Origin of the sequence: Qipengyuania sp. NPDC077410 (genome assembly GCF_044543405.1) — a bacterium.
In the GTDB taxonomy this organism is placed as follows: domain Bacteria; phylum Pseudomonadota; class Alphaproteobacteria; order Sphingomonadales; family Sphingomonadaceae; genus Qipengyuania; species Qipengyuania pacifica.
In genome coordinates this window covers 587,104-613,461 of the sequence record NZ_JBITWB010000002.1, presented here as the reverse complement: position 1 = coordinate 613,461, position 26,358 = coordinate 587,104, and the positions used below count along the sequence as shown (strand labels likewise).

At 59.3% G+C, this 26,358-nt stretch carries 28 protein-coding genes; 13 read left to right on the top strand and 15 right to left on the bottom strand.

Annotation, left to right across the window (positions count from 1 at the left end; genetic code table 11):
• Positions 1-37: 37 nt before the first annotated feature.
• From rpsJ to ACIGGE_RS10990, 7 genes are all read right to left on the bottom strand, one after another.
• Positions 38-349, bottom strand: a complete 312-nt coding sequence (gene rpsJ, locus ACIGGE_RS11020) for a 30S ribosomal protein S10 (RefSeq protein WP_006831877.1) — start codon at positions 347-349, stop codon at positions 38-40.
• Between the two features lie 312 nt (positions 350-661).
• Positions 662-1,837, bottom strand: coding sequence for an elongation factor Tu (gene tuf / locus ACIGGE_RS11015; RefSeq protein WP_103023194.1), 1,176 nt, complete (start codon positions 1,835-1,837; stop codon positions 662-664).
• A 92-nt stretch (positions 1,838-1,929) separates the two neighbouring features.
• Positions 1,930-4,023, bottom strand: coding sequence for an elongation factor G (gene fusA, locus ACIGGE_RS11010; protein ID WP_103023193.1), 2,094 nt, complete (start codon positions 4,021-4,023; stop codon positions 1,930-1,932).
• Between the two features lie 118 nt (positions 4,024-4,141).
• Positions 4,142-4,612: a 30S ribosomal protein S7 gene (gene rpsG / locus ACIGGE_RS11005; protein WP_103023192.1), complete on the bottom strand. Its 471-nt coding sequence runs from the start codon at positions 4,610-4,612 to the stop codon at positions 4,142-4,144.
• A gap of 132 nt (positions 4,613-4,744) precedes the next feature.
• Positions 4,745-5,116: a 30S ribosomal protein S12 gene (gene rpsL / locus ACIGGE_RS11000; RefSeq protein ID WP_006831873.1), complete on the bottom strand. Its 372-nt coding sequence runs from the start codon at positions 5,114-5,116 to the stop codon at positions 4,745-4,747.
• Positions 5,117-5,445: 329 nt separating this feature from the next.
• Positions 5,446-5,907 carry a hypothetical protein gene (locus ACIGGE_RS10995; protein WP_397490373.1) on the bottom strand — a complete coding sequence of 154 codons (462 nt, stop codon included), beginning with the start codon at positions 5,905-5,907 and terminating at the stop codon, positions 5,446-5,448.
• Between the two features lie 93 nt (positions 5,908-6,000).
• A complete protein-coding gene (locus tag ACIGGE_RS10990) occupies positions 6,001-6,279 on the bottom strand; it encodes a cold-shock protein (RefSeq protein ID WP_397490372.1) in 279 nt (92 codons plus the stop codon).
• A gap of 370 nt (positions 6,280-6,649) precedes the next feature.
• On the opposite strand from ACIGGE_RS10990, the gene ACIGGE_RS10985 reads away from it, so the two are divergent.
• The 5 genes from ACIGGE_RS10985 (at position 6,650) to ACIGGE_RS10965 (ending at position 11,001) form a co-directional block, all read left to right on the top strand.
• The gene (locus tag ACIGGE_RS10985) at positions 6,650-8,170 is read left to right on the top strand and encodes an AAA family ATPase (RefSeq protein ID WP_397490371.1); all 1,521 of its coding nucleotides are present in this window, start codon (positions 6,650-6,652) and stop codon (positions 8,168-8,170) included.
• A 5-nt stretch (positions 8,171-8,175) separates the two neighbouring features.
• On the top strand, positions 8,176-9,069 hold the full coding sequence (locus ACIGGE_RS10980) for a DUF4435 domain-containing protein (RefSeq protein WP_397490370.1): 894 nt from the start codon (positions 8,176-8,178) through the stop codon (positions 9,067-9,069).
• Positions 9,070-9,429: 360 nt separating this feature from the next.
• On the top strand, positions 9,430-9,702 hold the full coding sequence (locus ACIGGE_RS10975; RefSeq protein WP_397490369.1) for a hypothetical protein: 273 nt from the start codon (positions 9,430-9,432) through the stop codon (positions 9,700-9,702).
• Positions 9,703-9,952: 250 nt separating this feature from the next.
• Positions 9,953-10,735, top strand: coding sequence for a hypothetical protein (locus tag ACIGGE_RS10970; RefSeq protein WP_397490368.1), 783 nt, complete (start codon positions 9,953-9,955; stop codon positions 10,733-10,735).
• Positions 10,732-11,001, top strand: coding sequence for a hypothetical protein (locus ACIGGE_RS10965; protein ID WP_196846423.1), 270 nt, complete (start codon positions 10,732-10,734; stop codon positions 10,999-11,001). Before ACIGGE_RS10970 ends, ACIGGE_RS10965 begins: the two co-directional genes overlap by 4 nt.
• Positions 11,002-11,135: 134 nt before the next feature.
• On the opposite strand, the gene ACIGGE_RS10960 is transcribed toward ACIGGE_RS10965, so the two are convergent.
• Positions 11,136-11,321 (bottom strand): DUF1289 domain-containing protein, encoded by a 186-nt coding sequence (locus ACIGGE_RS10960; protein WP_196846424.1) that lies wholly within the window; start codon positions 11,319-11,321, stop codon positions 11,136-11,138.
• 182 nt (positions 11,322-11,503) lie between these two features.
• Between ACIGGE_RS10960 and ACIGGE_RS10955 the strand changes: the two genes are divergently transcribed.
• The 4 genes from ACIGGE_RS10955 to ACIGGE_RS10940 all read left to right on the top strand — a co-directional run bounded on the left by ACIGGE_RS10955 (position 11,504) and on the right by ACIGGE_RS10940 (position 15,081).
• The gene (locus tag ACIGGE_RS10955; RefSeq protein ID WP_196846425.1) at positions 11,504-11,770 is read left to right on the top strand and encodes a hypothetical protein; all 267 of its coding nucleotides are present in this window, start codon (positions 11,504-11,506) and stop codon (positions 11,768-11,770) included.
• A 263-nt stretch (positions 11,771-12,033) separates the two neighbouring features.
• A complete protein-coding gene (locus ACIGGE_RS10950) occupies positions 12,034-13,413 on the top strand; it encodes a glycosyltransferase (RefSeq protein ID WP_397490367.1) in 1,380 nt (459 codons plus the stop codon).
• Positions 13,404-14,336, top strand: a complete 933-nt coding sequence (locus tag ACIGGE_RS10945; RefSeq protein ID WP_397490366.1) for a hypothetical protein — start codon at positions 13,404-13,406, stop codon at positions 14,334-14,336. The genes ACIGGE_RS10950 and ACIGGE_RS10945 overlap by 10 nt, the downstream gene beginning before the upstream one ends.
• Positions 14,337-14,439: 103 nt before the next feature.
• Positions 14,440-15,081 carry a GNAT family N-acetyltransferase gene (locus ACIGGE_RS10940; RefSeq protein WP_397490365.1) on the top strand — a complete coding sequence of 214 codons (642 nt, stop codon included), beginning with the start codon at positions 14,440-14,442 and terminating at the stop codon, positions 15,079-15,081.
• A gap of 12 nt (positions 15,082-15,093) precedes the next feature.
• Here ACIGGE_RS10940 and ACIGGE_RS10935 read toward each other — a convergent pair whose 3' ends face one another.
• From ACIGGE_RS10935 to ACIGGE_RS10920, 4 genes are all read right to left on the bottom strand, one after another.
• Positions 15,094-15,729 carry a TadE/TadG family type IV pilus assembly protein gene (locus tag ACIGGE_RS10935; protein WP_397490364.1) on the bottom strand — a complete coding sequence of 212 codons (636 nt, stop codon included), beginning with the start codon at positions 15,727-15,729 and terminating at the stop codon, positions 15,094-15,096.
• A complete protein-coding gene (locus tag ACIGGE_RS10930; protein ID WP_397490363.1) occupies positions 15,722-16,351 on the bottom strand; it encodes a TadE/TadG family type IV pilus assembly protein in 630 nt (209 codons plus the stop codon). Before ACIGGE_RS10930 ends, ACIGGE_RS10935 begins: the two co-directional genes overlap by 8 nt.
• Positions 16,348-17,928, bottom strand: coding sequence for a Tad domain-containing protein (locus ACIGGE_RS10925; RefSeq protein ID WP_397490362.1), 1,581 nt, complete (start codon positions 17,926-17,928; stop codon positions 16,348-16,350). Before ACIGGE_RS10925 ends, ACIGGE_RS10930 begins: the two co-directional genes overlap by 4 nt.
• Positions 17,929-18,156: 228 nt before the next feature.
• Positions 18,157-18,954 (bottom strand): LysR family transcriptional regulator, encoded by a 798-nt coding sequence (locus ACIGGE_RS10920; RefSeq protein ID WP_103023177.1) that lies wholly within the window; start codon positions 18,952-18,954, stop codon positions 18,157-18,159.
• A 132-nt stretch (positions 18,955-19,086) separates the two neighbouring features.
• Here ACIGGE_RS10920 and ACIGGE_RS10915 point away from each other — a divergent pair, with 132 nt between their 5' ends.
• Both ACIGGE_RS10915 and ACIGGE_RS10910 read left to right on the top strand, forming a co-directional pair.
• Complete coding sequence (locus ACIGGE_RS10915) at positions 19,087-21,252, top strand: RNA degradosome polyphosphate kinase (RefSeq protein ID WP_397490361.1); 2,166 nt, start codon at positions 19,087-19,089, stop codon at positions 21,250-21,252.
• A complete protein-coding gene (locus ACIGGE_RS10910; protein ID WP_397490360.1) occupies positions 21,249-22,775 on the top strand; it encodes a Ppx/GppA family phosphatase in 1,527 nt (508 codons plus the stop codon). The genes ACIGGE_RS10915 and ACIGGE_RS10910 overlap by 4 nt, the downstream gene beginning before the upstream one ends.
• A gap of 3 nt (positions 22,776-22,778) precedes the next feature.
• On the opposite strand, the gene apaG is transcribed toward ACIGGE_RS10910, so the two are convergent.
• Positions 22,779-23,177, bottom strand: coding sequence for a Co2+/Mg2+ efflux protein ApaG (gene apaG / locus ACIGGE_RS10905; RefSeq protein WP_103023442.1), 399 nt, complete (start codon positions 23,175-23,177; stop codon positions 22,779-22,781).
• Positions 23,178-23,677: 500 nt separating this feature from the next.
• Here apaG and ACIGGE_RS10900 point away from each other — a divergent pair, with 500 nt between their 5' ends.
• Positions 23,678-24,091 carry a DUF6628 family protein gene (locus tag ACIGGE_RS10900; protein WP_146029810.1) on the top strand — a complete coding sequence of 138 codons (414 nt, stop codon included), beginning with the start codon at positions 23,678-23,680 and terminating at the stop codon, positions 24,089-24,091.
• On the opposite strand, the gene ACIGGE_RS10895 is transcribed toward ACIGGE_RS10900, so the two are convergent.
• Both ACIGGE_RS10895 and ACIGGE_RS10890 read right to left on the bottom strand, forming a co-directional pair.
• Positions 24,088-25,293 (bottom strand): trans-sulfuration enzyme family protein, encoded by a 1,206-nt coding sequence (locus tag ACIGGE_RS10895; RefSeq protein WP_397490359.1) that lies wholly within the window; start codon positions 25,291-25,293, stop codon positions 24,088-24,090. The two genes, ACIGGE_RS10900 and ACIGGE_RS10895, sit on opposite strands and share 4 nt — an antisense overlap.
• Positions 25,294-25,334: 41 nt before the next feature.
• A complete protein-coding gene (locus ACIGGE_RS10890; protein ID WP_397490358.1) occupies positions 25,335-25,859 on the bottom strand; it encodes a TetR/AcrR family transcriptional regulator in 525 nt (174 codons plus the stop codon).
• 87 nt (positions 25,860-25,946) lie between these two features.
• On the opposite strand from ACIGGE_RS10890, the gene ACIGGE_RS10885 reads away from it, so the two are divergent.
• Positions 25,947-26,333, top strand: a complete 387-nt coding sequence (locus ACIGGE_RS10885; protein WP_397490357.1) for a hypothetical protein — start codon at positions 25,947-25,949, stop codon at positions 26,331-26,333.
• The last annotated feature ends 25 nt before the right edge of the window (positions 26,334-26,358 follow it).

Sequence of the window (26,358 nt, the reverse complement as noted above, 5' to 3'; positions counted from 1 at the left end):
CGTTTAACGTCCGGGAGGGGGACGGAAATCAGTCGGCTCAGGCCAGCTTGATTTCGACGTTCACGCCGGCAGCAAGGTCGAGCTTCATAAGAGCGTCGACGGTCTGGGCGTTGGGCTGCACAATGTCGAGCAGCCGCTTGTAGGTGCGCACCTCGAACTGCTCGCGCGACTTCTTGTCGATGTGCGGGCCGCGGTTCACGGTGAACTTCTCGATACGCGTCGGCATTGGAATGGGGCCGCGAATAAGCGCGCCAGTGCGACGTGCGGTATCTGCGATTTCGCCAGTTGCCTGGTCGAGAACACGATGGTCGAACGCCTTGAGGCGAATGCGGATATTCTGAGCTTCCATTACCTACACCGATGCGAAAGAGCCAATGGACCGTTTCCGATCCACAAAAAAGAAAGGCCAGCCCCGCTGGTGCCGGTTTCCCGGAACGGGCGACCTTTCATGAATCCGTTGTGTTCAGGGGACGAATCCCCGTCTCTTGGCGCGCATATACGGGTGAGACTCGCACATGGCAACCCCTCAATTCCGTCGAATTTGTGAAGACGGAATATTGGCCGAAGAGGAAGGTACGATCTCAACCTTCACCCTCATAAAACGAAGGCCCGCCCCTCTTGAAGAGGAGCGGGCCCGCGATTTAACTTGATCCGACGAAAATTACTTCGTGATCGAGCTCACAACGCCCGAGCCGACGGTGCGGCCGCCTTCGCGGATTGCGAAGCGCAGACCTTCGTCCATGGCGATCGGTGCAATCAGCTTAACGCTGATCGTCACGTTGTCGCCAGGCATCACCATTTCCGTGCCTTCGGGGAGGATCACTTCGCCGGTGACGTCGGTGGTGCGGAAGTAGAACTGCGGACGGTAGTTCGCGAAGAACGGCGTATGACGGCCGCCTTCGTCCTTCGAAAGGACGTACACTTCTGCGCTGAACTCGGTGTGCGGATTGACCGAACCGGGCTTGGCCAGAACCTGGCCACGCTCGACGTCTTCACGGGCAACGCCGCGGATCAGGGCACCGATGTTGTCGCCAGCTTCACCGCGATCAAGCAGCTTGCGGAACATTTCAACGCCGGTCACGGTCGTCTTCGCAGTGTCCTTGATACCGACGATTTCAACTTCGTCGCCAACGTTCACAACGCCGGTTTCGACGCGGCCGGTCACAACGGTACCGCGACCCGAGATCGAGAACACGTCTTCGATCGGCATCAGGAACGGCTTGTCGACCGGACGGTCCGGAGTCGGGATGTGCTCGTCGACGGCAGCCATCAGTTCCTTGATCGAGTTTTCGCCGATTTCAGGATCGCGACCTTCGAGAGCGGCCAGAGCCGAACCCTTGACGATCGGAATATTGTCGCCGTCGAAGTCGTACGAGCTGAGCAGTTCGCGAACTTCCAGCTCGACGAGCTCGAGGATTTCCTCGTCGTCGACCTGATCGACCTTGTTCATGTACACGACCAGAGCCGGAACGCCGACCTGACGGGCGAGCAGGATGTGCTCGCGGGTCTGGGGCATCGGGCCGTCGGCTGCGTTCACGACCAGGATAGCGCCGTCCATCTGGGCAGCACCGGTGATCATGTTCTTGACGTAGTCGGCGTGGCCCGGGCAATCGACGTGGGCATAGTGACGTGCGTCGGTTTCGTATTCGACGTGAGCGGTCGAAATGGTGATACCACGCTCACGCTCTTCGGGAGCCTTGTCGATGTTTGCGAAATCGACAGCCGAACCCTGAACCTTGGTGATTGCCGCGGTCAGCGTGGTCTTGCCGTGGTCAACGTGACCGATGGTGCCGACGTTGACGTGCGGCTTGTTACGCTCGAACTTTTCCTTCGCCATTTTTAAATAACCTCTGTCTTAAAAATTTAATTTCTGCGGGGAGGAAACGGCGCCCGCGGAATCAGGCGCCGCCCCTAGACCTCAAAGCTAGCTTACGCAAGCTTCTCCTTGACTTCCTGCGCGACGTTGGCCGGCACTTCGTCGTAGTGGCTGAACTGCATCGAGTACTGGGCGCGGCCCTGAGTAAACGAGCGCAGTTCGTTGACGTAACCGAACATGTTGGCCAGCGGCACGTTGGCTTCCACGGCCTGCGCGTTGCCGCGCGTGTCGGTGCCCTGGATCTGGCCACGACGGCTGTTGAGATCGCCGATCACGTCGCCGAGATAATCCTCGGGAGTGACGACCTCGACCTTCATGATCGGCTCGAGCAGCTTGATGCCAGAACGGTCCGCCACTTCACGCATGGCACCGCGACCGGCGATTTCGAACGCGATCGCGCTCGAGTCGACGTCGTGGTACGCACCGTCATAGAGCGTCACGGTGAAGTCGATGATCGGGAAGCCGACAAGGTGGCCGCTCTCAGCCTGCTCGCGGAAACCCTTTTCGATCGCAGGGATGTATTCCTTCGGAATGTTACCGCCCTTGATCTCGTCTTCGAACACGAAGCCCTGGCCGCGCTCACCCGGGGTGACCTTGACCTTGACGCGGCCGAACTGACCCGAACCACCCGACTGCTTCTTGTGGGTGTAGTCCACATCCACCGGCTTGCCGAGATATTCGCGGTAAGCCACCTGCGGCGCGCCGACGTTGGCTTCGACCTTGAACTCGCGCTTCATGCGATCGACGAGGATGTCGAGGTGAAGCTCGCCCATGCCCTTGATGATCGTCTGACCGCTTTCGTGGTCGGTCGTCACACGGAAGCTCGGATCTTCGGCAGCCAGGCGGTTGAGCGCAACGCCCATCTTTTCCTGGTCGGCCTTGGTCTTCGGTTCCACCGACAGTTCGATGACCGGTTCGGGGAATTCCATGCGTTCCAGAATGATCGGAGCGCTCGACGCACACAGGGTGTCGCCGGTGGTGGTTTCTTTGAGACCTGCGATCGCGACGATATCGCCGGCGAATGCTTCATCGATGTCCTCGCGGTTGTTGGAGTGCATCAGCAGCATGCGGCCGATCTTTTCCTTCTTCTCCTTGACCGAGTTCAGAACCGAACCCTTGGAGAGCTGACCCGAATAGATGCGGGTGAAGGTGAGCGTCCCGACGAACGGGTCGTTCATGATCTTGAAGGCCAGCGCCGAGAAAGGAGCCTCGTCCGACGACGGACGGGTGTCTTCTTCGTCGCTGTCGGGCTTCACGCCCTTGATGGCCGGTACGTCGAGCGGGCTCGGCATGTAGTCGACGACAGCGTCGAGCAGGGGCTGCACGCCCTTGTTCTTGAACGCCGAGCCGCAGACGACAGGCACGAAGTCGCGCGCCATGGTGCCCTTGCGGATCAGCTTCTTGAGCGTCGCCGCGTCAGGCTCGTTGCCTTCGAGGTACTGTTCCATGACATCGTCGTCCTGCTCGACGGCAGTTTCGACCAGCTTTTCACGGTATTCGGCAGCCTTGTCGGCGAGGTCCGCGGGGATGTCGACATAGTTGAACGTCGCGCCGAGGCCGTCGTCTTCCCAGACGATCCCGCGCATGTTCACGAGGTCGACGACGCCCTTGAGGTCGCTTTCCGCGCCGATCGGGAGATAGAGGACCAGCGGGGTCGCGCCGAGGCGGTCGATGATCGACTGGACGCAATAGTAGAAGTCGGCGCCGGTGCGGTCGAGCTTGTTGATGAAGCACATGCGGGGGACGCCGTACTTGTCGGCCTGGCGCCACACGGTTTCGGATTGGGGTTCCACCCCGGCAACTCCATCAAACACGGCCACGGCGCCGTCGAGGACGCGCAGCGAGCGTTCGACTTCGATGGTGAAGTCGACGTGTCCGGGAGTGTCGATGATGTTGATGCGGTGCTTGGGACCCTGACCGTCTTCGGCCGACCAGAAGGTGGTCGTGGCAGCCGAGGTAATCGTGATGCCGCGTTCCTGCTCCTGCTCCATCCAGTCCATGGTGGCGGCGCCGTCGTGGACTTCGCCGATCTTGTAGGACTTGCCGGTGTAGTAGAGGATACGCTCGGTCGTGGTGGTCTTGCCGGCATCGATGTGGGCCATGATGCCGATATTGCGGTACCGCTCCAGCGGATATTCGCGAGCCATGTGGTTTTCCTCGAATTCGGGGTTAGCGCAGGTGCGCGCCCCATATGGGTATCAATGTGACCACTTGAAGACCGGGAGAGTAGGAATCCCCCTCCCCCGGTCCTTCAAGCAGGGCGCCCTACCAGCGGTAGTGCGAGAAGGCGCGGTTCGCGTCCGCCATGCGGTGCGTGTCTTCGCGCTTCTTGACGGCATTGCCGCGATTGTTGGCCGCATCCATGAGTTCGCCCGAGAGGCGAGCCGACATGGTGGTTTCCGGACGACCGCGCGCAGCGGTGATCAGCCAGCGGATGGCCAGGGCCTGGGCACGCTCGGGGCGAACTTCGACCGGGACCTGATACGTCGCACCGCCGACGCGGCGCGAACGCACTTCGACCTGCGGCTTGATGTTGTCGAGCGCTGCGTGGAACAGCTCGACCGGATTGGCCTTGGCCTTCGTTTCCACCACGTCGAGCGCGGTGTAGACGATACCTTCGGCAACGGCTTTCTTGCCGTCATACATGAGGTTGTTCATGAACTTCGACAGGACCTGATCACCGAACTTGGGATCAGGCAGGATTTCCCGCTTCTCGGGACGACGACGACGTGACATTTCAATGTCTCCAAAATCTGATCGGTCAGCCCGGACCTGTTCCGGGCCAGTGCTTCTTCTTCAAAGCGACGTGCGCGTGAGAAGGAAGCACCGCCCCGGAACAAGTCCGGGGTGACGGAAAAAGGGAAAGCCTTACTTCGGACGCTTGGCGCCGTATTTCGAACGGCTCTGCTTGCGGTCCTTGACACCCTGCGTATCGAGCACGCCGCGAAGGACGTGGTAGCGAACGCCGGGAAGGTCGCGAACACGGCCGCCGCGGATCAGCACGACGCTGTGTTCCTGCAGGTTGTGGCCTTCGCCCGGGATGTAGGAGATGACTTCGCGCTGGTTGGTCAGGCGGACCTTGGCAACCTTACGCAGAGCCGAGTTCGGCTTTTTCGGGGTCGTCGTATAGACGCGGGTGCAGACGCCGCGCTTCTGCGGGTTCTGCTCCATCGCAGGGACCTTGCTCTTGGCCTTCTGCGGGACGCGGCCCTTGCGGACCAGCTGGTTGATTGTCGGCATGATTACTCACTTCACCGTTGGTTGGCGGCGACTAGAGGGTTGATGGGGCGGTACGCCGGGTTCGTGCCTGCAGCGCGCGCGGCGCGGGTAAGCACCGGGGCGGCATGATCGCACGAGCCTGAAACGCTCCACCCATCGGCCCACACGGCCACCGGGTTACTTTGACGGCTGCCCCCAGCTTTCGCTGCAATAGAAAAGGGCCCGCCAAATGGGAGCCCCGGGACATGACCGGCAATGTTCAGCTCTATCTGCCCGATGGGAATCGCAAGGCGGTTCCTACACCGGATGGGCGCGCACATAGTGAAACGGGCGCACAGGGTCAAGTTCCGTCAATCGCGCGCAGGATCATCAACCGGCGGATCGCCCGCGCCGTCTGCCGCCTGCTGCGACAGTTGCCGCATGTGTTCGGCCACCGCAAGGTTCAGATCCTGATAGACATAGGGGCCGACGTGATAATGGCGCACATCGTTGCAGATCACGCCCGCCGGCAGAACGACCTGCGGCGGATCGAGCGCCCCGCCCTCGCCTTCCCAGGAATTAACCGCCACCGCGGCCGAAGGCTGTTCGAGCGCGCCGGTATAGGTGCCGTAGATGATGGTTTCGGGCTGCGTGATGGTGATCGTGACGGGGCCGAGATTGGCCTTCACCGCATTATCCTCGCGCATGCGCCGCACGCGGTCGGCATATTCGGCCACCTTGGCGAAGTGATTGCCACGCTCGCCATCGTCCGTAGCCTCGCTGGCGCGCCGGACGGCGAGCTCATGTTCGTGAAGCAGATCGTTGATATCCATGACGGTTCCCCTTTCGCGGGGGGTTGGAGAAAAGCCCAGCCGAGGGGGAACGGCCCGGACGCGCCGGACGGCGCGCCCCGACCGATCGCACGATCAGCCCATTTGCTGCATGGCCTGCTGCGCCTGCGGATCTCCCGCTTCGGCCTGCCCGTGCGCATCGCTGCGATGCTGCTGGCGCAGATTGGTCGCATGGACCTTGCCGCCACCGGCCTGCTTGGTGTCGTAGCCGTAACGCTGACCCTGCTGGGGTTCCGCCGCACGCTGCTGCACATCGTTCTTGCCGAAATGAAGCGGCTCGCCGCCCTGTTCGGGCGCGATGGTGCCACTGCCATTGCCGCTGTCATAGGCCTTGATGGTGCCGAAATTCGTCATGGGAAGATCCTTCCATGTCGCGCAGGCGCTCATCAGCGACCGCTTATGCGCGGGCTAAGAGGCGAAATGGAAAGAAGGGAGGGCAACTGGCCCTCGGGACCGTCGATCACGACTGGTAGCTAGGTATGAGGTGGGGGTGAAGAGGTCGGGTTGCAATAGGACAGTAGGCGAGCCGTCATGCAAAGGAACGTTCAGAACCGAGGCCCAAGACATGACAGTCAACGCTGAGTGTTTCTGATCAATAGGAAACTGCGATGTAATCGCTGCGCTTCTTACATTCGAATTGGGCTGACAGAGTTAGAAGCATCAAACGGAAAATTCCGTTGAGGACGACCAGAACTATCGCTAACTTGGCAGCACTTTCGGAGGGATGATGCAAGGAAATTACCAAAAAGCAGCGACAAGTCCACTTATCGAAAGCTTCTCGATAATAGGGATGTATGGCTATCGCGATCTTACCCTTTCATCGCCGACGGCGGCTAGCGTCGTCATCGCACCAAATGGTGCTGGCAAAACCACGTTACTGAACGTTCTTAACTCTATTCTCACCCGTCGTTATGCTAAGTTGATTAACCTCGACTTTCATCAGATTATTGTAAAATTTCACGGTCGACCAGAGATTAGAGTTGATAAAGCCGCTTTTGACCGGTTGAATTCGGCGGCTGAAGAGTTTGCTCGTAAGCCAGCCAAGAGCCAAGGTGTCGATCCTGTCGACTTCGCGCACTTCGCATTAGACCTTTGGCCGGTCTTGGATGAAGACGACTTCGTCAATACTCCAATTGCCTCTGAAATCTATCGAAATTTTGGCTATTCTCGTCCGAAATTTCGCCGCTTCATGAATGAAGCAATGACGTCGATCACAAGGTTGATCCCGTCTATATCTGCACTTGATGACGCCGTCGCCGAATTGTTCGAAGATTATCAGATTGTATATTTACCTACTTATCGACGCTTAGAACTTACTCTGAAGCGTGACGAAAATTTGCCGCGCCGTCGTCAAAAACCTCGATTGCAATTTGCCGAAGATAGCATTCACTCGGGGGAAATTAACTTTGGTTTGACTGATATTCGGGAACAGCTTGAGTCTCTAAATAATCAAATTACCCGCCAATCGAACACTGGCTATCGTGATCTCACGGCGCGGATCATAAACGATATGATCGCCAACAAGTTAGACCATTGGAACGCTCAAGATGGCAGAGTTCCTGCGCGTGAAGACCTTGAAATATTTTTTGGACGATTAACCGATTCAAAGACGTTCGGTCCATTTTCGCAGATCGCGACACCCAATATTGAGCAAATTTACGGAGAAAACATAGACGACACATCACGCTCAAGCGTCTTCCTGAGCTATTTTCTCGATCAGCTGACCGATGTTGTTAACAAAACAAAGGATATTGAGCGTTCGGTTAACGACTTTATTGCGACTTGCAATAAGTATTTGAGCGGAAGTGCTACCGAACAGGAGATGCAGCATGAATGGGCCGAGGTACGACGGTTAAGTTCCTCGGCCGAAAGCAAACTGCTCAAATTAAATCGAAGCGACCTGTCAGTGACGGTACTAAGCCTCATCTCTAATCGACTCATCGCGCTTAACTCATTGTCGTCGGGTGAAAAACAAATGGTCTCTCTTTTCGCAAAGATGTACCTCTATCCCGGAAAGAAAATTGTCCTTATTGATGAACCGGAGCTTTCCCTTTCTCTAGACTGGCAATTGAGTTTATTACCAGATATTTTGGATGCACCAGACTGTCGTCAATTAATCGCGATTACCCACTCGCCGTTCGTCTTTGATAACTCTCTTGAGAATTTCGCGTATCCTCTAACCATCGCCTTTGATCCTAGCAAATTTGGTGACGATGAGAATTTCATCGACGAAGTCGACTTTTAATTCCCATGGAGGATGTGCTCGTAAGAAGGCTTAAAGCCAAAAAGGATTCATTAGCTGTCACACAACTTCAGCTATTAAAATTTCGAAGCGTCTCGGGGACGGCACCTATTTTTGTCTTCGAAGGCGTAACCGATCGGAGGGTGTGGGGTCAGTGGATCTTTCGCGCCGACCACAACCTAAAATACGAACCGTACGTGTGTGATGGAAAACGCGAAGCTAGAAAAATAAGTAAGGTTCTCAAGCGATTAGTTGGCAACGCCGGCCAGTTTAGAATTTTTGTTGACAGAGATTTTGACGACTTGGACGGATTTGAAGCGAAAGAGTATTGCTTCTATACTGACCGCTACAGCATCGAAAACTATTTGGTTTCCGGTGACCTTATCGAGAGAATACTTCGGGACGATTTTGGCTGCGGGGGGAAGCCGGCGCTGAGGCAAACTATCGCTGATCAACTAGCAATAGATTTCAAAGCATTTATTGAATTGATGGCGCAAATTAACTGTCGTCTCTATGTCGCTAAAAAGTGCAACATTTCGCGGGTGGCGATTTTGCCAAAAGGTCTCAATGAAGTAATCGATATAGATTTCTCTGCGGTTACGCCAAAAAATTATAGATTAGAAGTACAAGTTGATCTGTATCGAGAGCCATCTTTTATGGCCGCAAAATATCTCGAAGCAGAATTTGGCCAGCTTGACGGCACCATCCGCTATCGAGGCAAGTTTGTAGCGCAGTTTTTAACGAAGTGGTTTGAAGGCTTATTTTCTCGGTTTAGAGACAACCGGACGCCTTTCAGCGAGAACGCTGATATTAATGCAAGGAACCCAGAAATAAATATTGCGTTACTTGCTTCACGAAGCGACATGCCGGAGGGGCTACACGCGTTTTTAGACGCCATCTAGAGCTATACATTTAGAGACATAATTGAATATGTGGCGATGGTTCAGTGGCCGAAAATGCGATTAATTCCGAAAGTTGCTCGATTTTTGATTCGAGCGACAGTTAGCTTAACTCCGTCGGGAATGCCCCCTCGCCCTTTAGTCTTGGAAGCAGCGCACTTTGACTTAGTCTTGGAAGCAGAGCATTTAGACTAATCGCAATGACGATCCTTCTATTATGATCCCACATGGCGCGGGGGGGCTGAGATCCTTTAGGTTCAGCGTAGCTACCGGGTGATCTTCAAAATCGGCTGACCGGCTTTGGGGTGCTGGGCCTCGCGCAGGCTCTCCCGAACTTTCGCGGCTGCGCTGCATTGAGGCTGTATGGCCGACGAACCCACGCTCTATCTGATCTGGCACGATCCCGCCGCCGCGCTTGCGGAGCCGATCGATCTGCATGGCGACGGACATCCGCTGGAAGACGGGTTGTGGCTGGTCCGCTCCGCCCTCACCCGCTCCAAGCTCTACCACCGGATCAAGTGGCAATTGCCCGATGGCACGGCTTTGCTCTGCGCGCCGCTGGGGGACGATCCCGACGGCTGGCCAAAGTTCAAGGGGATGGATGCGGGCGCGCTGGCGTGGCTGCGCAGGGATTAGAGTGCGCCGGTAAAAACCATTTTCCTACACGGGAATAATCTGCATTCTATGCGTGGTCATGAGCGACCGTAGTCTTTCTTTTTTGACCCTCAAACGCCGGGCGGCACACGTCCGTGTGCCTTGGCTCCGCGGCATAAGCCGCGGCGCGCGGTCGCGCTTGCCTCGGCTGCGCCGTGGGGGGTCTTCGTTTTCCTTGCCCTGGCGCTCCGGCCTGCGCCCCGGCGATCCTGCCCAATAGAGAGGATATTCCATGTCAGACCGCCCTACCCCCACCCGCAAGATCGCGCGGCAGGCGACCTCTGCCGTGGCGCGGATCGGCCTGCCGCCGCAGCCGAACGATCCGCTGCTGGCCTTTACCCCCGTGCCCCACAAGGCCGCGCGCCGCAATTCCATCACCGCCGGGCGCCAGCGCGCCTTCATCGCGCATCTGGCGGCGACGGGCATCGTCACCCAGGCGGCGATGCATATCGGGGCGAGCATGGAGGCGCTGTACAAACTGCGCAACCGGCCCGGCGCGGAGGAGTTTTCCGCCGCGTGGGATGCTGCGGTGGAGCGCGGCGTGCAGCGGCTGGAGGATTGCGCGCTCGCCCGCGCGATCGACGGCGTGCCCGAATGGAAGACCGACCGCGATGGCGGGCTGATCACCTATGGCGTGAAGCATAACGAGGCGCTGGTGATGTTCTTCCTGCGCAACCGCCGCCCCGAACGCTATAGCGAGCATATCCGCCCCGGGCACCCGGTGTACGAGCGCATCCGGCGCGAGGTGGAGGCCGGTCTACCCGCTGCGACTGCGGAGGACCGGGAGGTGGCTTGCGAGGGCGAGGCGGATACCCGCGAATGTGCGCTGTCGCGCCATTTCGCCGACCGGCTGGCGCAGGGCGGGCCTGCGGAAACAGCGGCGGTTGCGGAGGACGGGAAGGCGCCGGCGCAACTTTTTTTGGATAAAGCGGGCACCAAAGCGGATCTCGTTCGTAGCAGGGGCCGAGGGGCGAATTCTCGCTCTCGAGATTCACGACAAGGGGAAACCAAGTGAAATTCAAGACAACCGCAATCGTCGCATCTGCATTCGCCATGACCGCGCTGGGCGCATGCTCGGAAAGCGAGCAGGAAGCCAAGGAAGATCTGGCCGAGCAGCAGTACGAATCGCAGGAAGACGTCCTTGAAGAGCAGGCCGACCTTGCCGAAGCACAGGGCGACGAAGCCAAGGAAGAAGCGCTCGACGCACAGGCCGACGCTGCTGGCGAAATGAGCGACCGCGCGGAAGACGCCGTGGAAGACGGCACCGCGACCACGAACTGATAAGCCTAGCCGGCGGCTCCTTACCGCCGGTCAGCATCAAGGCGGCAGTTGTCCCATGGGCGGCTGCCGCCTTTTCCATGGGCGAAGGGGATGTGGGACCTTGAGGAGGATCGGGGGCGGGATCGGCCGCCCGGTCAGCCCTGCGCGGTGCTGCCGTCGGCAAGGCGGCGCGCGGCGCGCTCGACAATGGCGCGCTTCTCCGCATCGTCGGCCGACTGCCAGCCGGCGATCTCCTCCATTGAACGGCCGCAGCCGACGCACAGCTCTCCCGCAACATCGAGACGGCACAGGTCGATACAGGGAGATGAAACCGATTGCATGCGGCGCCCCCTGCCCGCCTGGACACGCTTTGGCCACCCCCAAGAGGTTAACCAACATGGTTAACATGAGATAAAACGTGGTGAGTGGCCGGTGAGTTGTTGCATCCGCTGACGCGGCTCATCCGTATCTATACCTAAGTGAGGAAACGCTCACGAACGATAGAACGATAATGGGTCGCTCGATGAAAAATGCCAAAGCCGGAGACGGCACCTACGATTACGGCCGGACACGGGCGGGAGGCGTCTTTGCCCTGGCCGGCCTCGCCGCCGGCGCCGCCCTGCTGCTGGTATGGGGCGCCTGGTCCACGCTCGAAGGAGCCACGCAGGACCAGCGCATAGCGCCGCCGCCCGATCTCAAATCCGTGGTCGAAAGCGTGGAAGCCAAGGGCGAACAGATCGCCGAACGCGCGCTGCACGAAGGCCGCGCCGAAGCGCAGGTTCCGCAATGATCGCGGTGTCAGATGGCGAGAAGCGCGATGGCAGCCTTGCCCGCGAAGATGGCGAGCACGATCGCGCCGTCGATCAGGCGGTCGCCGAGCGTGTCGAACATGGAACATCCCCTGTGGCTGCCATGTCCTCCTGCGCGCGCAACCTTAGCGAAGGGTTCGCAGGCGCGGTTATCGCACCGTTAACCACAAACCCTTGAATCTACGACGGAACCTGTGCGCACAGCGCGCCAGGTGACATCGTCTGCCAGTATCGGAGGGACATCATGGCGGAGAGCACAGCGCGGCTTTCGCACGGCTGGCAACCCGACCGGATCCGGGAAGAGGGTCACCGGCGAGACCGCTGGGCCGCAGGGCGCTTTGGCCTGTCGCTGATCCTGGCGCTGGGGTGGGTCGTGTTCAGCATCTGGCTGTCGCTACCTTGGCTGAGCGATCTGGGCGGGCTTACCCACCCGCTGGCAGCGTTGTTCGTGCTGGCTTTCGTCGCCTATGTGCCTGGCTTCATGAACGCGTTTCTCATGGCCAGCCTGGTGCTGCGGCCCCATGCCCTGCGCCGCACGCCCGAGCAATGGCCCGCGCTGAGCATCCTCATCGCCGCCTATAACGAGGAAGCGCTGATCGGCGAGACACTGCGCAGCATCGCCGCGCTGGATTATCCCGGCGCGCTGCAGATCATGGTGCTGGACGACGGCTCGACCGACGGGACGGCCACGGCCGTGCGGGATGCCGAGGCACTGTTCGCGGGGTCGAGCGGGCGCGACCTGCTGCTCGTCAGTGAAAAGCAGAACCGGGGCAAGGCACGCGTGCTGAACGACGGACTGGCCCTCGCCGCGCACGATTTGGTGGTGACGATCGATGCCGATACGCTGCTGGAGAAAGGCTGCCTTGTCGCGCTGGTCGAGCATCTGCACGCCAGTTCGCCCGAGACTGCGGCCGTAGCGGGTGCGGTGCTCGTCGGAAACCAGAACGATAGCTGGATCACGCGAGCGCAGCAGTGGGATTATTTCCACGGCATCGCAGCGGTAAAGCGCATGCAGGGCATGTATAACGGTACGCTGGTCGCGCAGGGGGCGTTCTCGATCTACAGGAAGGCTGCGTTGGTCGAAGCGGGCGGATGGCCCGACACGGTGGGCGAGGACATCGTGCTGACCTGGTCACTACTTCGCATGGGTTACAAAACGGGCCATGCGGAGGACGCGGTCGCCTGGACGCACGCACCCGATACGTTGAGGGGCCTGTCGAACCAGCGCAAACGATGGGCTCGAGGCATGATCGAGGCGCTGGCGATCCACAAACGCCTGCTGGTCGCTCCACGGCTGCGCACCATGTTCATCTGGTGGAACCTGCTGTTCGTCAGCATTGATCTCACCTTCACCTTCGCCTTCATTCCAGGCCTGATCCTGGCCTTTCTCGGAATATTCTGGCTGGCCGGGCCGATCACCCTTCTGGTGCTGCCGCTGGCGGCGCTGTGGAATGTCGTCATTTACCGCATCCAGACCAGAATGCTGAAACGCAACAATATCGACATGGAGAAGAGCCTGCGCGGCTTCCTTCTCTACGCTTTCATCTATCCGCTGCTGATGCAGCCCGTTTCGGTGTGGGGCTACCTCGCCGAACTGACAGGAGGCCGCAAACAATGGAACTGACGCCCACATACAAGACGATCGCCGCGCTCGTCCTGAGCGCCGCCCTCCCCGGTGTCGCATCCGCACAGGACATCGAGCCTTCCCGCGCGCTGGGGGGCGAGGTATTCGCATCCACCGATAGCGACGACACCGACATTCTTCGTACGGCAATCGATTTCGATCTGCGCAATGCAGGCGATGACGACCGTATCGGCATACGAGTGGAAAAGGCCTGGTATGATCCATCCGGCACCGGCACGCGAAGCCGCGAACGTGTGTTCGGACGCTATGCCAGTGGCAGCGGGAACTGGAACTGGTCCATTCTGGCGGGAACCGACGGTCATACCGTCATCGGGTCCGCATCGATCCATGACAACAGCCCCTTCCGCAAAGAGCTTTTCATCGAACGTGACGTGGTGGAAACGCCCCGCGGGCTCGATGAAAACATCTATTCCACCTTTGTAGGGGCAGCCATCGATCTGCCCGTCGATGACCGGAACATCGTGACAGTGCTGGGAGGAATACAGGATTTCACCGGGGAGAATCTGCGCCTCCACGCGCGAGCGAATTACGTGCATGTGGTGAAACCGGAATGGGGGCTCAGCCTGCAATTGCGAGGCAGATATTTCCGCGACAGCGAACCGCGCGAATTCGATTATTATTCGCCGCGCTGGTACGCACAGGTTCTTCCAGTAGTGCAGCTTCGCCGGTTCGTGGGCGGATGGGAACTGCTCGGCGCGGGGGGCATCGGCGCGCAGCGCGACGCAGCCACCGACTGGCGCCGGTCGAACTTCGCCCAATTCCGTTTCCAAAGCCCCGACACGGATCGCAACTGGTCGACATTCGGCGAAATTATCTACACCGACACGCCTTCGAACAACGGTTCCGTCGGGACGGGATACAGCTATGTCCAAGGCCGTTTAGGTGTCATGCGGCGTTTCTGATCGGTTTGCTGCGGATCAAGGGGTTCGAAACGGCAAAGCGCGCGCTACGGGGTGGTGGGTTCTGTTTCGTTACAAGCAATGCAGAGCCGTGATGGAGATGAAGATGGTCGGTACCGGCGACGATCGCACCGGGATTCCCATATCTGAAGGCTGCGGCGATGCTGCGATCGAGACAAGTCTCGTAGATGGGCGTCCTGTCTGCATTCGTATCGTCACCCCAGCCGACGAGATCCGGCTGCGGGAGGGTATCGCGCGGATGAGTCCGCGTTCACGCTATCTGCGTTTCTTCACCGGAGGGGCAAGCCCGCCCGACTGGATAATCGAGCGGCTTTTGGGTGCGGACGGAGTGCGCCATCTTGCCTGGGGTGCGCTGGACCTTACCGACCCTTCACAGCCGGTAATGGGCGTGGTGCGTGCCATTCGCCCGGGCAGCGCCGATCCGATCGCTGAATTCTCGATCGCAGTTGTCGATGCTTATCACGGCCTTGGCGTCGGCCGATTGCTGGCCGCCACGCTTCTGCTCAATGCCTTCGCCGGCGGGCTGACCGCGTTTTCGGCCAATGTACTGAGCGAGAACGAGGCCGCGCGCAGTTTCATCCGGCGCCTGGGAGCACACCATGTCTCCCAGGACGGGCCGGAGGCGGAATACAGGCTGGACGTCGCATCGGCTTTGGAACAGATGCGCGAAGAACGCGATCCCCCCGGATTGGCCGACGTATTTGCGTATTTCGATGGCAAACGCTGAGATCGTGGCTGCTCAGCAGCTGAGTTCGTCGACCCCGGGCACTTTGCTGGGTCGATCGTTCTTCCCTGCACGCGTGTTGAATGCGCTTTCATAACGTATCGTCGGCGGCGTGAAAAAAGCCGTCGAGACGAGCGGCTGGTAATGATAAGTTACTTCGACGAACATCACTGCGGTATCTTTCAGCGCGGTGATCTTTGACGTGCCAGCGCCTAGTCCATCTTTCAAACTATCGTCGTTCTTGCCATCGCCCTCTTTGCCATAGGCTGGGCGGATTGTCTTGTCGTTACCCCAGCACCGCTGCCATACGATCGTTTGACCTTCGTCTCCTTTAGTAGCATTGTTATGCTGAAGGCTGGACAATATCAGGCGCCCGTGCGGTTCAAAGTCGAGCCCGTCACCAGTGTATTCTGCCGAAGCAAAAACCTCGTAAATATCCGTTTCCCTGAGCCCACCGGTTATGCGCCCGGCATTATCTGCGACGGTCATTGCCATCTGGCTTATTTTGAGGTGAGCCAGCGCGAGATTGGAAAGTTCCAATCCGGTAAGTACAAGCGTAAGGAAGATTGGCGCTGCGAAGGCGAATTCGGTCAAAGCCAAGCCGCGCGTATCGCGACCAAGCTTGCCAAATCGATGAAGCGGATTAGTCACGGCCACATTCCTCGCCCGGATTTTCTCGGTGATCATAGGGCTGGTTTCGGACGGCGGTTTTGAGAGTGAACTCAATCGTCGGACCAACCCCGGGCAGAAAGCCATCGATCGGGAGTAGCCGGGGTGCGCTGACATCGGCTGTATAAAAGACGACGTCACTCGCTCCACCATTCCCCGTCGTTCCAGCATCTATATCCCAGACGCCGTTACCATTCACGTCGATAAAGCAATCCTTGTCCCCAAAATCGAAAACGCCATTACCGTTCCTATCTTTCGTCAAAACCTCCGGGTTGTTGATGTTGGAGAAGTCGAAGTAGCTTTTTGGGGTTACCTTGATCTCGGCATTAGGCGCAACATTTTGGACTTGCGCCTTTATAAGCGTTTCCACCTGATCTCCCAGCGTGTCGCCCTCGACATTAATGACGGGGAACTCCACTGCCGCTATGCGCGCCGCATCGTTGAGCGCACCTTGCATGGAGGCGCGGACGTAACTGTTATAGCCAAGTTCAAGACCGCCCATCAGCAACAATACCATCGGCGCGCTGATCAAAGCGAATTCGATAATTGTTGCGCCGCGTTTATTCAGACGCAGGCGACGCGTTCTCTCCCGAACAGAAGTCATCGCGTCAGCCTCAAATTGCCGATCCCGCGTCCGATTCTTTCAAAAATCTGTTCTAGATCCGATCCATCGGAGGTGTAAAAGTGCGCATCACTGCTAGCGCATTCCTCGATCTCATCGGTGTCGGTGACATCCAGAGCAATGACCCAGATTGTGGTGCTATCCGACTTAACGCGATCGCAAATAGCGTGAAAACGATTTATGTGCTTGCGATCCTGACTTCCCCAACCTTGTATGCGCTTGTCATACTTGTCGATCCCGTAGGCCGAATACAGGGAATCGCCTGTATCCAGTTTGCCATCGGTCATGAACACAATATGCCGATTTACCGGGACGATGCCATGGCTGGTTGGATTGTCCGATGCGAACATTCCGGTTGGCGAAAGAAACCGCGCGCCCCAAAGCATTCCTATATCGTGATACGTCCCCCCAGTGACGTTCGCGGTTGCACTACTAATTGCCCGATTGAAGTCTGCTTCTGTCTCGTAAACTTGCAGTTTTTGAGATTCGGACGGACAGCCACTCTGTGATTCACCTTCTTCGATTTCCGGATCGTAGCGGCCCCATTGGCGTTCCCGCTCGTTGTCATTCCTGGCGACAGCATCAATGTCGGCTTGAGAGACAGTCTGCAAAATGGAAATCGAAGTCCCCTTCTCCCCAATACTAGAGCGCTCCTCGATACAGCCATCCCCACTCTCACGAAAATTGACTATACTTTCAGAGGTCCCAGCCGGAGAAGACCACCGCGTGTTGTTGATGTGAACAGTCTTACTTCCAGTACGTCTGATAAAAGTGGCGCGACCATATCTGGACCCTTTTTGTCCAAGGTACGGCATGTCTTTTTCTATATTATAAGTTTTGCCGTCACCTCGACAATTATAAAGATATGGTGGGAAATAAGTGCACTCTTCCCACGAGAATATCCCATCGACGTAGGTCTGATTCCTAAGAATATCTCGGTCCCGCAGGCTACGCGCGACATTCACTGTGTGCGAATAAGAAACAATGCCGAAGCGAGTGATTGCATCATTTTCAGTGTCTGCAAGCGCTCGATAAAGACCAGAAGCCCCGGTGCGCAGGCGATCAATTTTAGTGATGCTGTCGATGCTTTCATTCATTGAGCCGGTCGTGTCGAGCACCAACATGACATCGTTGTGACCAAGATCGCGTTTGGCATTACAATTCGCTTCAATGGGAATGGCATCGAAGCCGAAAATATACATCATCTTGGTCGGCAGAGATGCCGCGGCGAAGCCAACAAGCTGGGCTCTATCCTCTGGGTCTTGTTCAACGGTAAAGCGAACCGATTGAGTGCCCATCATTCCAACCGGGAAATTGAAGTCGAAAAACTTATGCGCTTCGGCTTCGTTGGCCTCTTTCCAGAAATTGCCGTCCATTGACTGCCGCCCGGCCAGCACTGCAGCGTCGCATGCGTTCTGCAATTTCGCCTTGGCCATATAGGCAAAGCTCAGGTCCAACCCGCTACCGATCATCGCCACGAGCGGCACCAGGGCCGCGGCGAAGATCGCCAGCGTATTACCCTTGGTATCGGTCAGTAGATTGCGCAAAGTGCGGATCATTAAGCTAGCCCCCTGTGGCTGTGGGGTAGCCATTGCCGCGTTAAGCCCGGCTTGGAATTTGTGGTTAATTTCGGCTTAAAATTCGAAACAATGACGAATAGTCAAAAGAGAAATAAATATCTTTTGAATATCGCAGCGCGGGAAAAGAGTTCAAAGTCCAGCCAAGAAAAAATATGATTTTTTCATGCACATCCGCAAGAAAATCTATTCAAATTTGGCAACCCTTTTCTATTCCGAAAGGAACGAGACCAGCGACCTGACCTTTTTAGTACGCCATTGCGGGGTTGGCGCAACTAACCAGTACGCGCGCGTCCCGGTATGGGGGCCGTCCAGCACCTCCAGCCTGCCGGCATCGATCGATTCCTTTGCCAGCAGTTCCGGCAGGATCGCCTTACCCAACCCGGCCAAGGCCGACGACAGCGCCTGTCCGGCATTGGAGACGGTGACATGCGCAGCGACACCGTCCTGCAGCGGCAGGCCCCAGTCGATCCACTTGTCGGGCGCCCCGCCGTGCTCGGCCGGACGCGCAACGGTAACGCGGCGAGCCTCGTCCAGTTCGATCCCCTGCAGGTCGCCCGGCCCGTCGACCAGCCGGATGGCGCAATCGAGATTGGCTTCGGTGAAATCGGCATTCTCGTCCGCCACGAAGGTGAAGCGGATATCAGCATCCCCCTCCCCGAACTTTGCCAGCCGCGGTGCGAGCCACTGCGCATAGAATTCACGCGGGCAGGCTATCGTGTAACTGTCCGAAGCCTGGCCCGCCTGCATGGCGGACACGCTTTCTTCGAACTTCAGAAACCCTTCGCGCAGCGCGTCCAGACCGGCCGCGCCTTCCTGTGTCAGTTCCAGCCCCTTGCTGGTGCGACGAAACAACACGGTGCCCAGGTGATCCTCTAGCGCGCGGATCTGCTGGCCGACCGCGGCCGGGGTGACCGCCAGTTCGTCGGCAGCGCGTGTGAACGACAGGTGCCGCGCCGCGGCATCGTAGACGCGCAGGGCGTTCAGGGGCAGATGGGTGCGCTTCATGGTGCGTTGCGCCTTAAATGCGACCGGCGCAGGAAACAAGATGCAGAGAAAGGGCCTTTTCTTTCCCTGCCATCAGGGCACAGTGTAATTCAACCGTCATATTGGAAGCCCATGCCCCCGCCTCGTAGCCCGATGAGTACGGAATTCCCTTCCCGCGTAGCGGCCAATGACGCCGAAGCGCTTGCGCAGCTTGCGCCCGAGGATCGCTATACCAATCGCGAACTGAGCTGGCTGTCCTTCAATCGCCGTGTCCTGGCCGAAAGCGAGAACGAGCGGTATCCTCTGCTGGAGCGGCTGCGCTTCCTGTCCATCTCGGCGAGCAATCTCGACGAGTTTACGATGGTCCGGATCGCCGGGCTGGAGGGGCAGGTGCAGCGCGGCATCGAAACGCTGGGCATAGACGGGTCGAGCCCGCGCCAGCAACTTGCCGCGATCCGCGAACAATTGCTCGCGCTGGAAGATCGCCAGCAGGCAAGTCTGGAAACCCTGCGCGATTTGCTTTCGCAGGAAGGCATCCTGCTGGCATCGATCGACGATCTGTCGAAAGACTGCAAGAATTGGCTGGCGCGCTATTTCGAAAGCGACATTCTGCCGCTGATCACCCCGCAGGCGATCGATCCCAGCCACCCTTTTCCCTTCGTGGCGAACAGGGGCATCGGGGTGATCTTCCGTCTCAAGCGCGGGAAGCGGCAGGCCGATCTGATCGAGATGGTGCTGATCCCCAGCGGCGCACCGCGCTTCGTTCGTGTCCCGGGCGATGAAGCGATCTACGTGGGCATCGAACAGCTGGTTACGCGTTTTGCCGACCAGCTTTTCCCCGGTTTCAAGGTGCTGGGCGACGGCATCTTTCGCGTCCTGCGCGACAGCGACATCGAGGTCGAAGAAGAAGCCGAAGACCTCGTGCGCTATTTCCGCACCGCCATCCAGAGACGGCGACGCGGCCGGACGGTTCTGCTGGAACTGGACGACGATTGCGACGAGGTGTCCGAGGCGCTGCTGCGCGATCAGCTCGATGTCGAAGAGGCGATGATCGTCAAGACGAACGGGATGCTTGGCCTGGCCGATCTAGCCACCATCTGCGGCGAGCCGCGCCCGGATCTGAAGTTCGAACCCTTCAGTCCGCGCTATCCCGAACGCATTCTCGAACATGACGGCGATTGCTTCGCCGCCATCCGCGAGAAGGACATCGTCATCCACCATCCCTTCGAAAGCTTCGATGTGGTGGTTGATTTCCTGCATCAGGCTGCGGTCGATCCCGCCGTGGTTTCCATAAAGCAGACGCTGTATCGCGCAGGCGACCAGTCCCCGGTCATCGCGGCGCTCATCGAAGCTGCCCAGAACGGCAAGGCAGTGACGGCCGTGGTCGAACTCAAGGCCCGGTTCGATGAAGAGCGCAACATTCACTGGGCTAGCGAGCTCGAGCGGGCCGGCGTGCAGGTCATCTACGGATTTACCGACTGGAAAACGCACGCCAAGGTCAGCCTCGTCGTCAGGCGCGAAGAAGACGGCTATCGCACCTATTGCCACTTCGGCACCGGCAATTATCACCCGGTGAACGCGAAGATCTATACCGATCTCAGCTTCTTCACGGCCGATGCGACGCTTGGGCGCGACGCGGCGAAGATGTTCAATTTCATCACTGGCTATATCGAGCCCGACCAGCTGGAACGCATATCGCTGTCGCCGATCGGCCTTCAGGAACATCTTTACGAACTGATCGATGCCGAGATTGCCAATGCCAAGGCGGGCAAGCCTGCCGGTATCTGGGTGAAGCTCAATTCGATTACCAACCGCGCGGTTATCGACAAGCTTTACGAAGCCAGCCGCGCCGGAGTGGAAATCCGCATGGTGGTTCGCGGCATCTGCTCGCTCAGGGCTGGCCTGCCCGGCATCTCCGAGAATATCAGCGTGAAGTCGGTCATCGGCCGCTTCCTCGAACACTCACGCGTATGGGCGTTTGCCAATGGCAAGACGCTGCCTAGCCGCCAGGCGAAAGTCTATCTCACCAGTGCCGACGCGATGAGCCGCAATCTGGAACATCGCGTGGAAGTCATGGTCCCGATCACCAATAAGACGGTCCACGACCAGGTGCTCGGGCAGGTCATGCTGGCGAATATCCTCGATACCGAACAAAGCTGGAGGCTGGACCCGGATGGCCAGTACCGGCGCATGCGGACCGATGATGGCGGGTTCAACTGCCATCAGTACTTCATGTCCAATCCATCGCTGTCGGGCCGCGGGGCAGCCCTGACCGATCACGAAGTCCCTCGCCTGACCCTTGGAGGGGCAGAGACATGAACAAATCCCGTTCGGCCAAATGGCAACGCCGCCTGATCCAGCCGCCGCGCGCGGTGATCGACATCGGTTCGAATACGGTGCGCATGGTCATCTACGAAGGCACCGGGCGTGCGCCCGAAGTGGTCTGGAACGAGAAAGTCGCTGCGCGCCTTGGCCGCGACCTTTCCAATACGGGACGGATCCCCAAGGAAGCATGGGACGAGGCGCTCGCTGCTCTCGCGCGCTATTCGCTCATCATTTCCGATCTCGGCGTGGAAGATGTGCAGACCGTTGCAACCGCAGCGGCCCGCGATGCGGAAAATGGCGGGGAATTCCTGCAAGCCGTCGCGAAACTCGGGCTGACACCACGCCTTCTGTCGGGCGAGGAAGAGGCATGCGCCTCGGCCATGGGCGCTCTGGGCGCCTTTCCCGGTGCGAAGGGTGTCGTCGCCGATCTCGGCGGGGGCAGCCTCGAACTGGTTTCGATCGCCGACAATGATTGTCGCGAAGCGTCGAGCCTGAGGCTGGGCACCCTTCGCCTGCCCGCGCTTCGCGCGGAAGGCCCGGAAGCATTCGAAAGCGCGGTGCACGAACAGCTCGCATCGGTCGGCTGGGCCGCTGCCCACACCGGCCCGATGTATATGGTCGGCGGCACATGGCGCGCGCTTGCGGCTTACGCCATGCGATACATCGATTACCCGCTGACCGATCCGCATGGCTTTTCACTGCTGCCCGACGATGCCCGCAGGCTGGCGAAGGAACTCGTCGCGGCCGATCCGGAAAAGCTGATCGACATCTCCGGCATCAGCCCGATGCGCGCCAATTATCTGCCCGATGCCGCGGCCCTGCTCTGCCCGCTGCTGGACGAGATCGGTCCGGACGAACTGGTGTTCTCGTCCTGGGGCCTGCGCGAAGGTTTGCTCTATTCACGGCTCGAACCCGGGCAGATGCAGGCCGACCCGCTTCTGGCGGGTGTGACAGCCTATGCGGCTCCTCGCGATGCATCGATCACCGAAGCGACTTTACTTGCGGCCTGGACAGTCGATCTCGCCGACGGCGATGGAACGCTGAACGAACGTCTGCGCCTGGCCGCAGCGCAATTGTCCGGCGCACTCCAGCGGGTGGAACCCAATCTGCGCGACAGCCATGCGATCGAATGGTCGCTTGGCAAGCGCTGGATCGATTTGGATGCAAGGGGCCGCGCAATGATCTGCGCTGCGCTGTTCGGCAGCATGGGCCGCACCGAATTGCCCGAAAGGCTGCGTGTGCTCGCCAGTGACGACGACTTGCGCGAGGGTGTAACCTGGGGGCTGGGTTTCCGCCTCGCACGCCGATTGGGGGGTGGCAGCAGGATGTCGCTCACCACCAGCGCTCTGAAACGCAAGAAGAAGAGCCTGGTCCTGCGTCTGGACGAAAGCCGCGCAGCTCTCGCAATCTATCCCGCAACGCGCGATTTCGAAATCCTGGCGGAATGGCTGGACCTCAAGCCGAAGATAAAAATTGGAAGCTTCGCGGTTTCCGAACTGAGCGAAGAGGAAGAATGAGCTTCAGTTTGCGGTGGCAGGCGCCGCGAGCGGAAAGAACGGGATGCGGACTTCCATCGGCGACCCGTCTTCCGCGTGGAATGTATAGAACCCTTCCATCGAGCCATGCGGCGTATCCAGTGGGCAACCCGATACGTAATCGTGGCTCTGACCAGGCATAAGGACGGGCTTTTCACCGACCACGCCTTCCCCGTCGACATGGCTGACCATGCCCGCCCCATCGGTAATCCGCCAGTGCCGGGTGATTAGCTGGACGCGCTCGTGCGAACCGTTCTCGATACGGATGTGATAGACCCAGAACCATTTCCCGGCCTCTGGGCGGGATTGTTCGGGCAGGAAGTTCACCGCGACCCGAACGGTTATCCCGTCGGTCATTGCGGCATGCTGGAAAAGCTCCTTGATCACATGGCCAACCTAATGCCCTGATCCCCTTGTGCAAGTATGTGCGCAGGAATTTCCCCGATACACGCGGCCCCGAGGGCCTTTGAAAGGTTAATTCCGCTTTACCGTGACTCGTGACAGTCTCCTAAGAGGCGGGCTCTAGACGGGCACGGACAGCAGTTCGGGCGAGCCCGGACTGTGGCAATCGGGGGATTGAACATGATCATCGCATTCTTCGGGCAGCTGGCCCGCGACCATTGCGGAGATTCGTTCGTCAATCTGGCGCTCATTGCGCCGATTGCGGGAATGGTTCTGCTGGCGCTCTGACCGACGTCTCTTTTATTATCTCTCGGCAGCGATTCAATTCCCGTGGGTCATGCCGCGGACGGTGATCCCAGCGCCAACTTTCAAAGTTTCTATTCCCTTCAACGCCCTTTCAGGACCGCCTGAAAAGGAAAACCTCGAACTCGTCACTTGCGAATGATTATCATTTGCATACTATGGGCCGCGAAGGAGATCGCATGGCCCATCCGCATGATTCGACCGCTCTCGAGCTTCCCCTCCCCGCACGACGGCATCAGACCTTGGGGCTCGTCATACTGCGAAGAATGGCAGGTCACGGTCTACATGACGCACGGGCGACCATGCTAGCCCTCGACGCCGGCGGCACCGATTTCCGCAAGCTTCTGGTGCTGGCACGGGCGCTGATTGTCGATCTGGCCCGGACTTCGCAGCGCCGCATCCTCCTTGCCCCCTGCTGTGCAGCGGGGATGACGCGCGACGAAGGGCTGCTGATGGCACTCGTCGGCGGCGCCGGACTGGACGTCCATGGCGTGCTCACCGACGATTCCTCCTGTCCGGTCGCCATGACGACTGCCCATGCTCTGGGCGAGGAACTGGAGCGGATCGCCACCCGCAATCGCTGGCGACGCTAGAGCCCCGCTGTCGCCAGGGCGCGGTCGAGATCTTCCTTGATGTCCTCGACATCTTCCAGCCCGACATTGATGCGCAGCAGTCCTTCGGTCACGCCCATCTCGTCGCGTGCTTCCTGGCTCATGCCGGCGTGGGTGGTGCTCGCGGGATGGCACATGAGGCTGCGTGCATCCCCGATGTTGTTCGAAATATCGACCAGTTCCAGCGCGTCGAGCAGGGCGAAGGCTGTGGCCCGATCCCGCACGTCCAGCGCGAAGATGGGCCCGGTGGCGACCATCTGCGCCTGCGCCAGTTCATGGCGTGGGTGGCTTGGCAGCCCCGGGTGCAGGATCTTGGGTACGCGGCTTTCCACGAACTTGCCCAGTTCCACTGCATTCTCGCTCTGCCTGCGCGCGCGCAGGTCTAGCGTTTCCAGCCCCTTGTGCACGACCCAGGCATTGAAGGGTGAAATGTTCGGGCCGGTATTCCGCTGGAAGGGCAGCAGGACCTCGTCGATCCACTCCTGCGATCCGCATACGGCACCCGCCAGCACCCTGCCCTGGCCATCCATCAGCTTTGTCGCGCTATAGGCAACCACATCCGCGCCGAACTCCATCGGTTTCTGAAGTGCGCTGGTGGCAAAGGCATTGTCGACGACGGTGGTAATGCCATGCGCGCGCGCAACCCCGCAGACATGCGCCAGATCGACGACGTCGAGCGTCGGGTTCGCCGGCGTTTCGAAGAAGAACACCTTCGTGTTCGGCCGGATCGCGGCTTCCCACGCATCATCGTCCGCACTGTCGACGACGGTCGTCTCGATCCCGAAGCGCGGCAACAGGTGATCGAGCAGCCAGCGGCACGAACCGAAGGCGGCCCGCGCGCCGACCACGTGGTCGCCAGCGGAAACCTGGCACAAGAGCGCAGTCGTCATCGCGGCCATGCCGCTCGCCTGCGCACGGCAGGCCTCGGCCCCTTCCATCAGCGCGATACGCTCTTCAAGCATCGCGACGGTCGGGTTCTGGAGGCGCGAATAGGTCATTCCAGCCGCTTCGCCGGCAAAGCGATCGGCGACGGTCTGCGCATCGTCATAGGTATAGCCGCTGGTGAGGAACAGTGCCTCGCTGGTCTCGCCCTGCTCGCTACGCCACGTGCCGCCGCGCACGGCCTGCGTCGCGGGGCGCCATTTGGAGGTGACGGAACGGTCCATGCCAGTAGTCTTTTTCATAGCGCGGCGAGATAGCACGGAGGCCCCGCCCCGCAAGCAGATTAGGATTCCAGCGCGGCAAGCCCCGCTTCACCGATATCGCCGCGCCCGATGGTCCGCAGCATCATGGCCCCTTCGATTACCGCGAGCACCGCTCGTGCGCCGGCAACGGGATTGGGGTCGTCGGTCGGCAGATGCGTCTCGATCCATTCCAGCAGCCTGTCGGCCATCGCTCCGGCGCTGGCGAGATAGTGGGCATTACCGTCCGCGCATCCTGCAACGATGTCCCACCACACCCGCATGAAAGGGGCAAAGTCCGGTTGAGCCGTGGTTCTAAGAACCGCCTCGGCGAGCGAACGCCGCGAAGTTGCTGCCCCATCGGGAAAAGCCGCGTCGAGCGTAGCGGCATACATGCTGGCCAGATATTCCAGCAGCCCGGCGACCAGCTCCTCCTTGCTGCCGAAATGATAGAGCAGCATCCGGTCGCTCGTTCCCGCCGCCTTCGCCAGCGGGCGAAGCGAGACATCGGCAAGGCCGTTCTCCAGCACATATCCTGCCATCATGGGCAGAAGGGTTTCGCGGGACATACGGTTGGGCGCCATTCCCGACTTGTAGCGAGCGCTACGAATCGCTACAAGTGTAGCAGTCGCTACATACATTCGGGAGATGCTGCCATGACGTCCTATGAAATCCTCGCTGCAGGCGGCGCGGGCGCCATTCTGCTCGTCATCGCCCATGTGCTGGCCAATCGCGAAGCGACGGGCAGCGCGCTGCTGGCCGCAGTGCTGTCCGCTGCCTTCTTCGGCTACACCGCGATCACCGTCTTCAAGGAAGGCGTGGTGCTCGTCTGGACCAACCACACCACCAATCTGTGGGGCGTACAGGTGTGGTGGGACCTGCTGTTCGCGACAGGGACCGCGCTCTTCTTCGTCGTTCCCCGCGCCCGCGCAGCAGGAATGAACATCGTGCCATGGGTGATCTTCACCGCCCTCACCGCCAGCATCGGCCTTCTGGCCATGGTTGCGCGCCTGTTCTGGCTGGAGAAGCGCACAACCCACTGATCCCGCTTGATGCGCACGCGCGGCT

Coding starts and splice junctions, on each gene's coding strand:
- ACIGGE_RS10985 (WP_397490371.1), top strand. CDS start 6,650: ATGATGCAAGGAAATTACCAAAAAGCAGCGACAAGTCCACTTATCGAA.
- ACIGGE_RS10915 (WP_397490361.1), top strand. CDS start 19,087: ATGAGTACGGAATTCCCTTCCCGCGTAGCGGCCAATGACGCCGAAGCG.
- ACIGGE_RS10920 (WP_103023177.1), bottom strand. CDS start 18,954: ATGAAGCGCACCCATCTGCCCCTGAACGCCCTGCGCGTCTACGATGCC.
- tuf (WP_103023194.1), bottom strand. CDS start 1,837: ATGGCGAAGGAAAAGTTCGAGCGTAACAAGCCGCACGTCAACGTCGGC.
- ACIGGE_RS10955 (WP_196846425.1), top strand. CDS start 11,504: ATGAAAAATGCCAAAGCCGGAGACGGCACCTACGATTACGGCCGGACA.
- ACIGGE_RS10890 (WP_397490358.1), bottom strand. CDS start 25,859: ATGTCCCGCGAAACCCTTCTGCCCATGATGGCAGGATATGTGCTGGAG.
- ACIGGE_RS10945 (WP_397490366.1), top strand. CDS start 13,404: ATGGAACTGACGCCCACATACAAGACGATCGCCGCGCTCGTCCTGAGC.
- ACIGGE_RS10950 (WP_397490367.1), top strand. CDS start 12,034: ATGGCGGAGAGCACAGCGCGGCTTTCGCACGGCTGGCAACCCGACCGG.
- rpsG (WP_103023192.1), bottom strand. CDS start 4,612: ATGTCACGTCGTCGTCGTCCCGAGAAGCGGGAAATCCTGCCTGATCCC.
- ACIGGE_RS10980 (WP_397490370.1), top strand. CDS start 8,176: ATGGAGGATGTGCTCGTAAGAAGGCTTAAAGCCAAAAAGGATTCATTA.
- ACIGGE_RS10960 (WP_196846424.1), bottom strand. CDS start 11,321: ATGCAATCGGTTTCATCTCCCTGTATCGACCTGTGCCGTCTCGATGTT.
- ACIGGE_RS10990 (WP_397490372.1), bottom strand. CDS start 6,279: ATGACGAATTTCGGCACCATCAAGGCCTATGACAGCGGCAATGGCAGT.
- ACIGGE_RS10910 (WP_397490360.1), top strand. CDS start 21,249: ATGAACAAATCCCGTTCGGCCAAATGGCAACGCCGCCTGATCCAGCCG.
- ACIGGE_RS10975 (WP_397490369.1), top strand. CDS start 9,430: ATGGCCGACGAACCCACGCTCTATCTGATCTGGCACGATCCCGCCGCC.
- fusA (WP_103023193.1), bottom strand. CDS start 4,023: ATGGCTCGCGAATATCCGCTGGAGCGGTACCGCAATATCGGCATCATG.
- ACIGGE_RS10940 (WP_397490365.1), top strand. CDS start 14,440: ATGGTCGGTACCGGCGACGATCGCACCGGGATTCCCATATCTGAAGGC.
- rpsJ (WP_006831877.1), bottom strand. CDS start 349: ATGGAAGCTCAGAATATCCGCATTCGCCTCAAGGCGTTCGACCATCGT.
- ACIGGE_RS10895 (WP_397490359.1), bottom strand. CDS start 25,293: ATGAAAAAGACTACTGGCATGGACCGTTCCGTCACCTCCAAATGGCGC.
- ACIGGE_RS10930 (WP_397490363.1), bottom strand. CDS start 16,351: ATGACTTCTGTTCGGGAGAGAACGCGTCGCCTGCGTCTGAATAAACGC.
- ACIGGE_RS10900 (WP_146029810.1), top strand. CDS start 23,678: ATGGCCCATCCGCATGATTCGACCGCTCTCGAGCTTCCCCTCCCCGCA.
- ACIGGE_RS10970 (WP_397490368.1), top strand. CDS start 9,953: ATGTCAGACCGCCCTACCCCCACCCGCAAGATCGCGCGGCAGGCGACC.
- ACIGGE_RS10885 (WP_397490357.1), top strand. CDS start 25,947: ATGACGTCCTATGAAATCCTCGCTGCAGGCGGCGCGGGCGCCATTCTG.
- ACIGGE_RS10995 (WP_397490373.1), bottom strand. CDS start 5,907: ATGGATATCAACGATCTGCTTCACGAACATGAGCTCGCCGTCCGGCGC.
- rpsL (WP_006831873.1), bottom strand. CDS start 5,116: ATGCCGACAATCAACCAGCTGGTCCGCAAGGGCCGCGTCCCGCAGAAG.
- ACIGGE_RS10925 (WP_397490362.1), bottom strand. CDS start 17,928: ATGATCCGCACTTTGCGCAATCTACTGACCGATACCAAGGGTAATACG.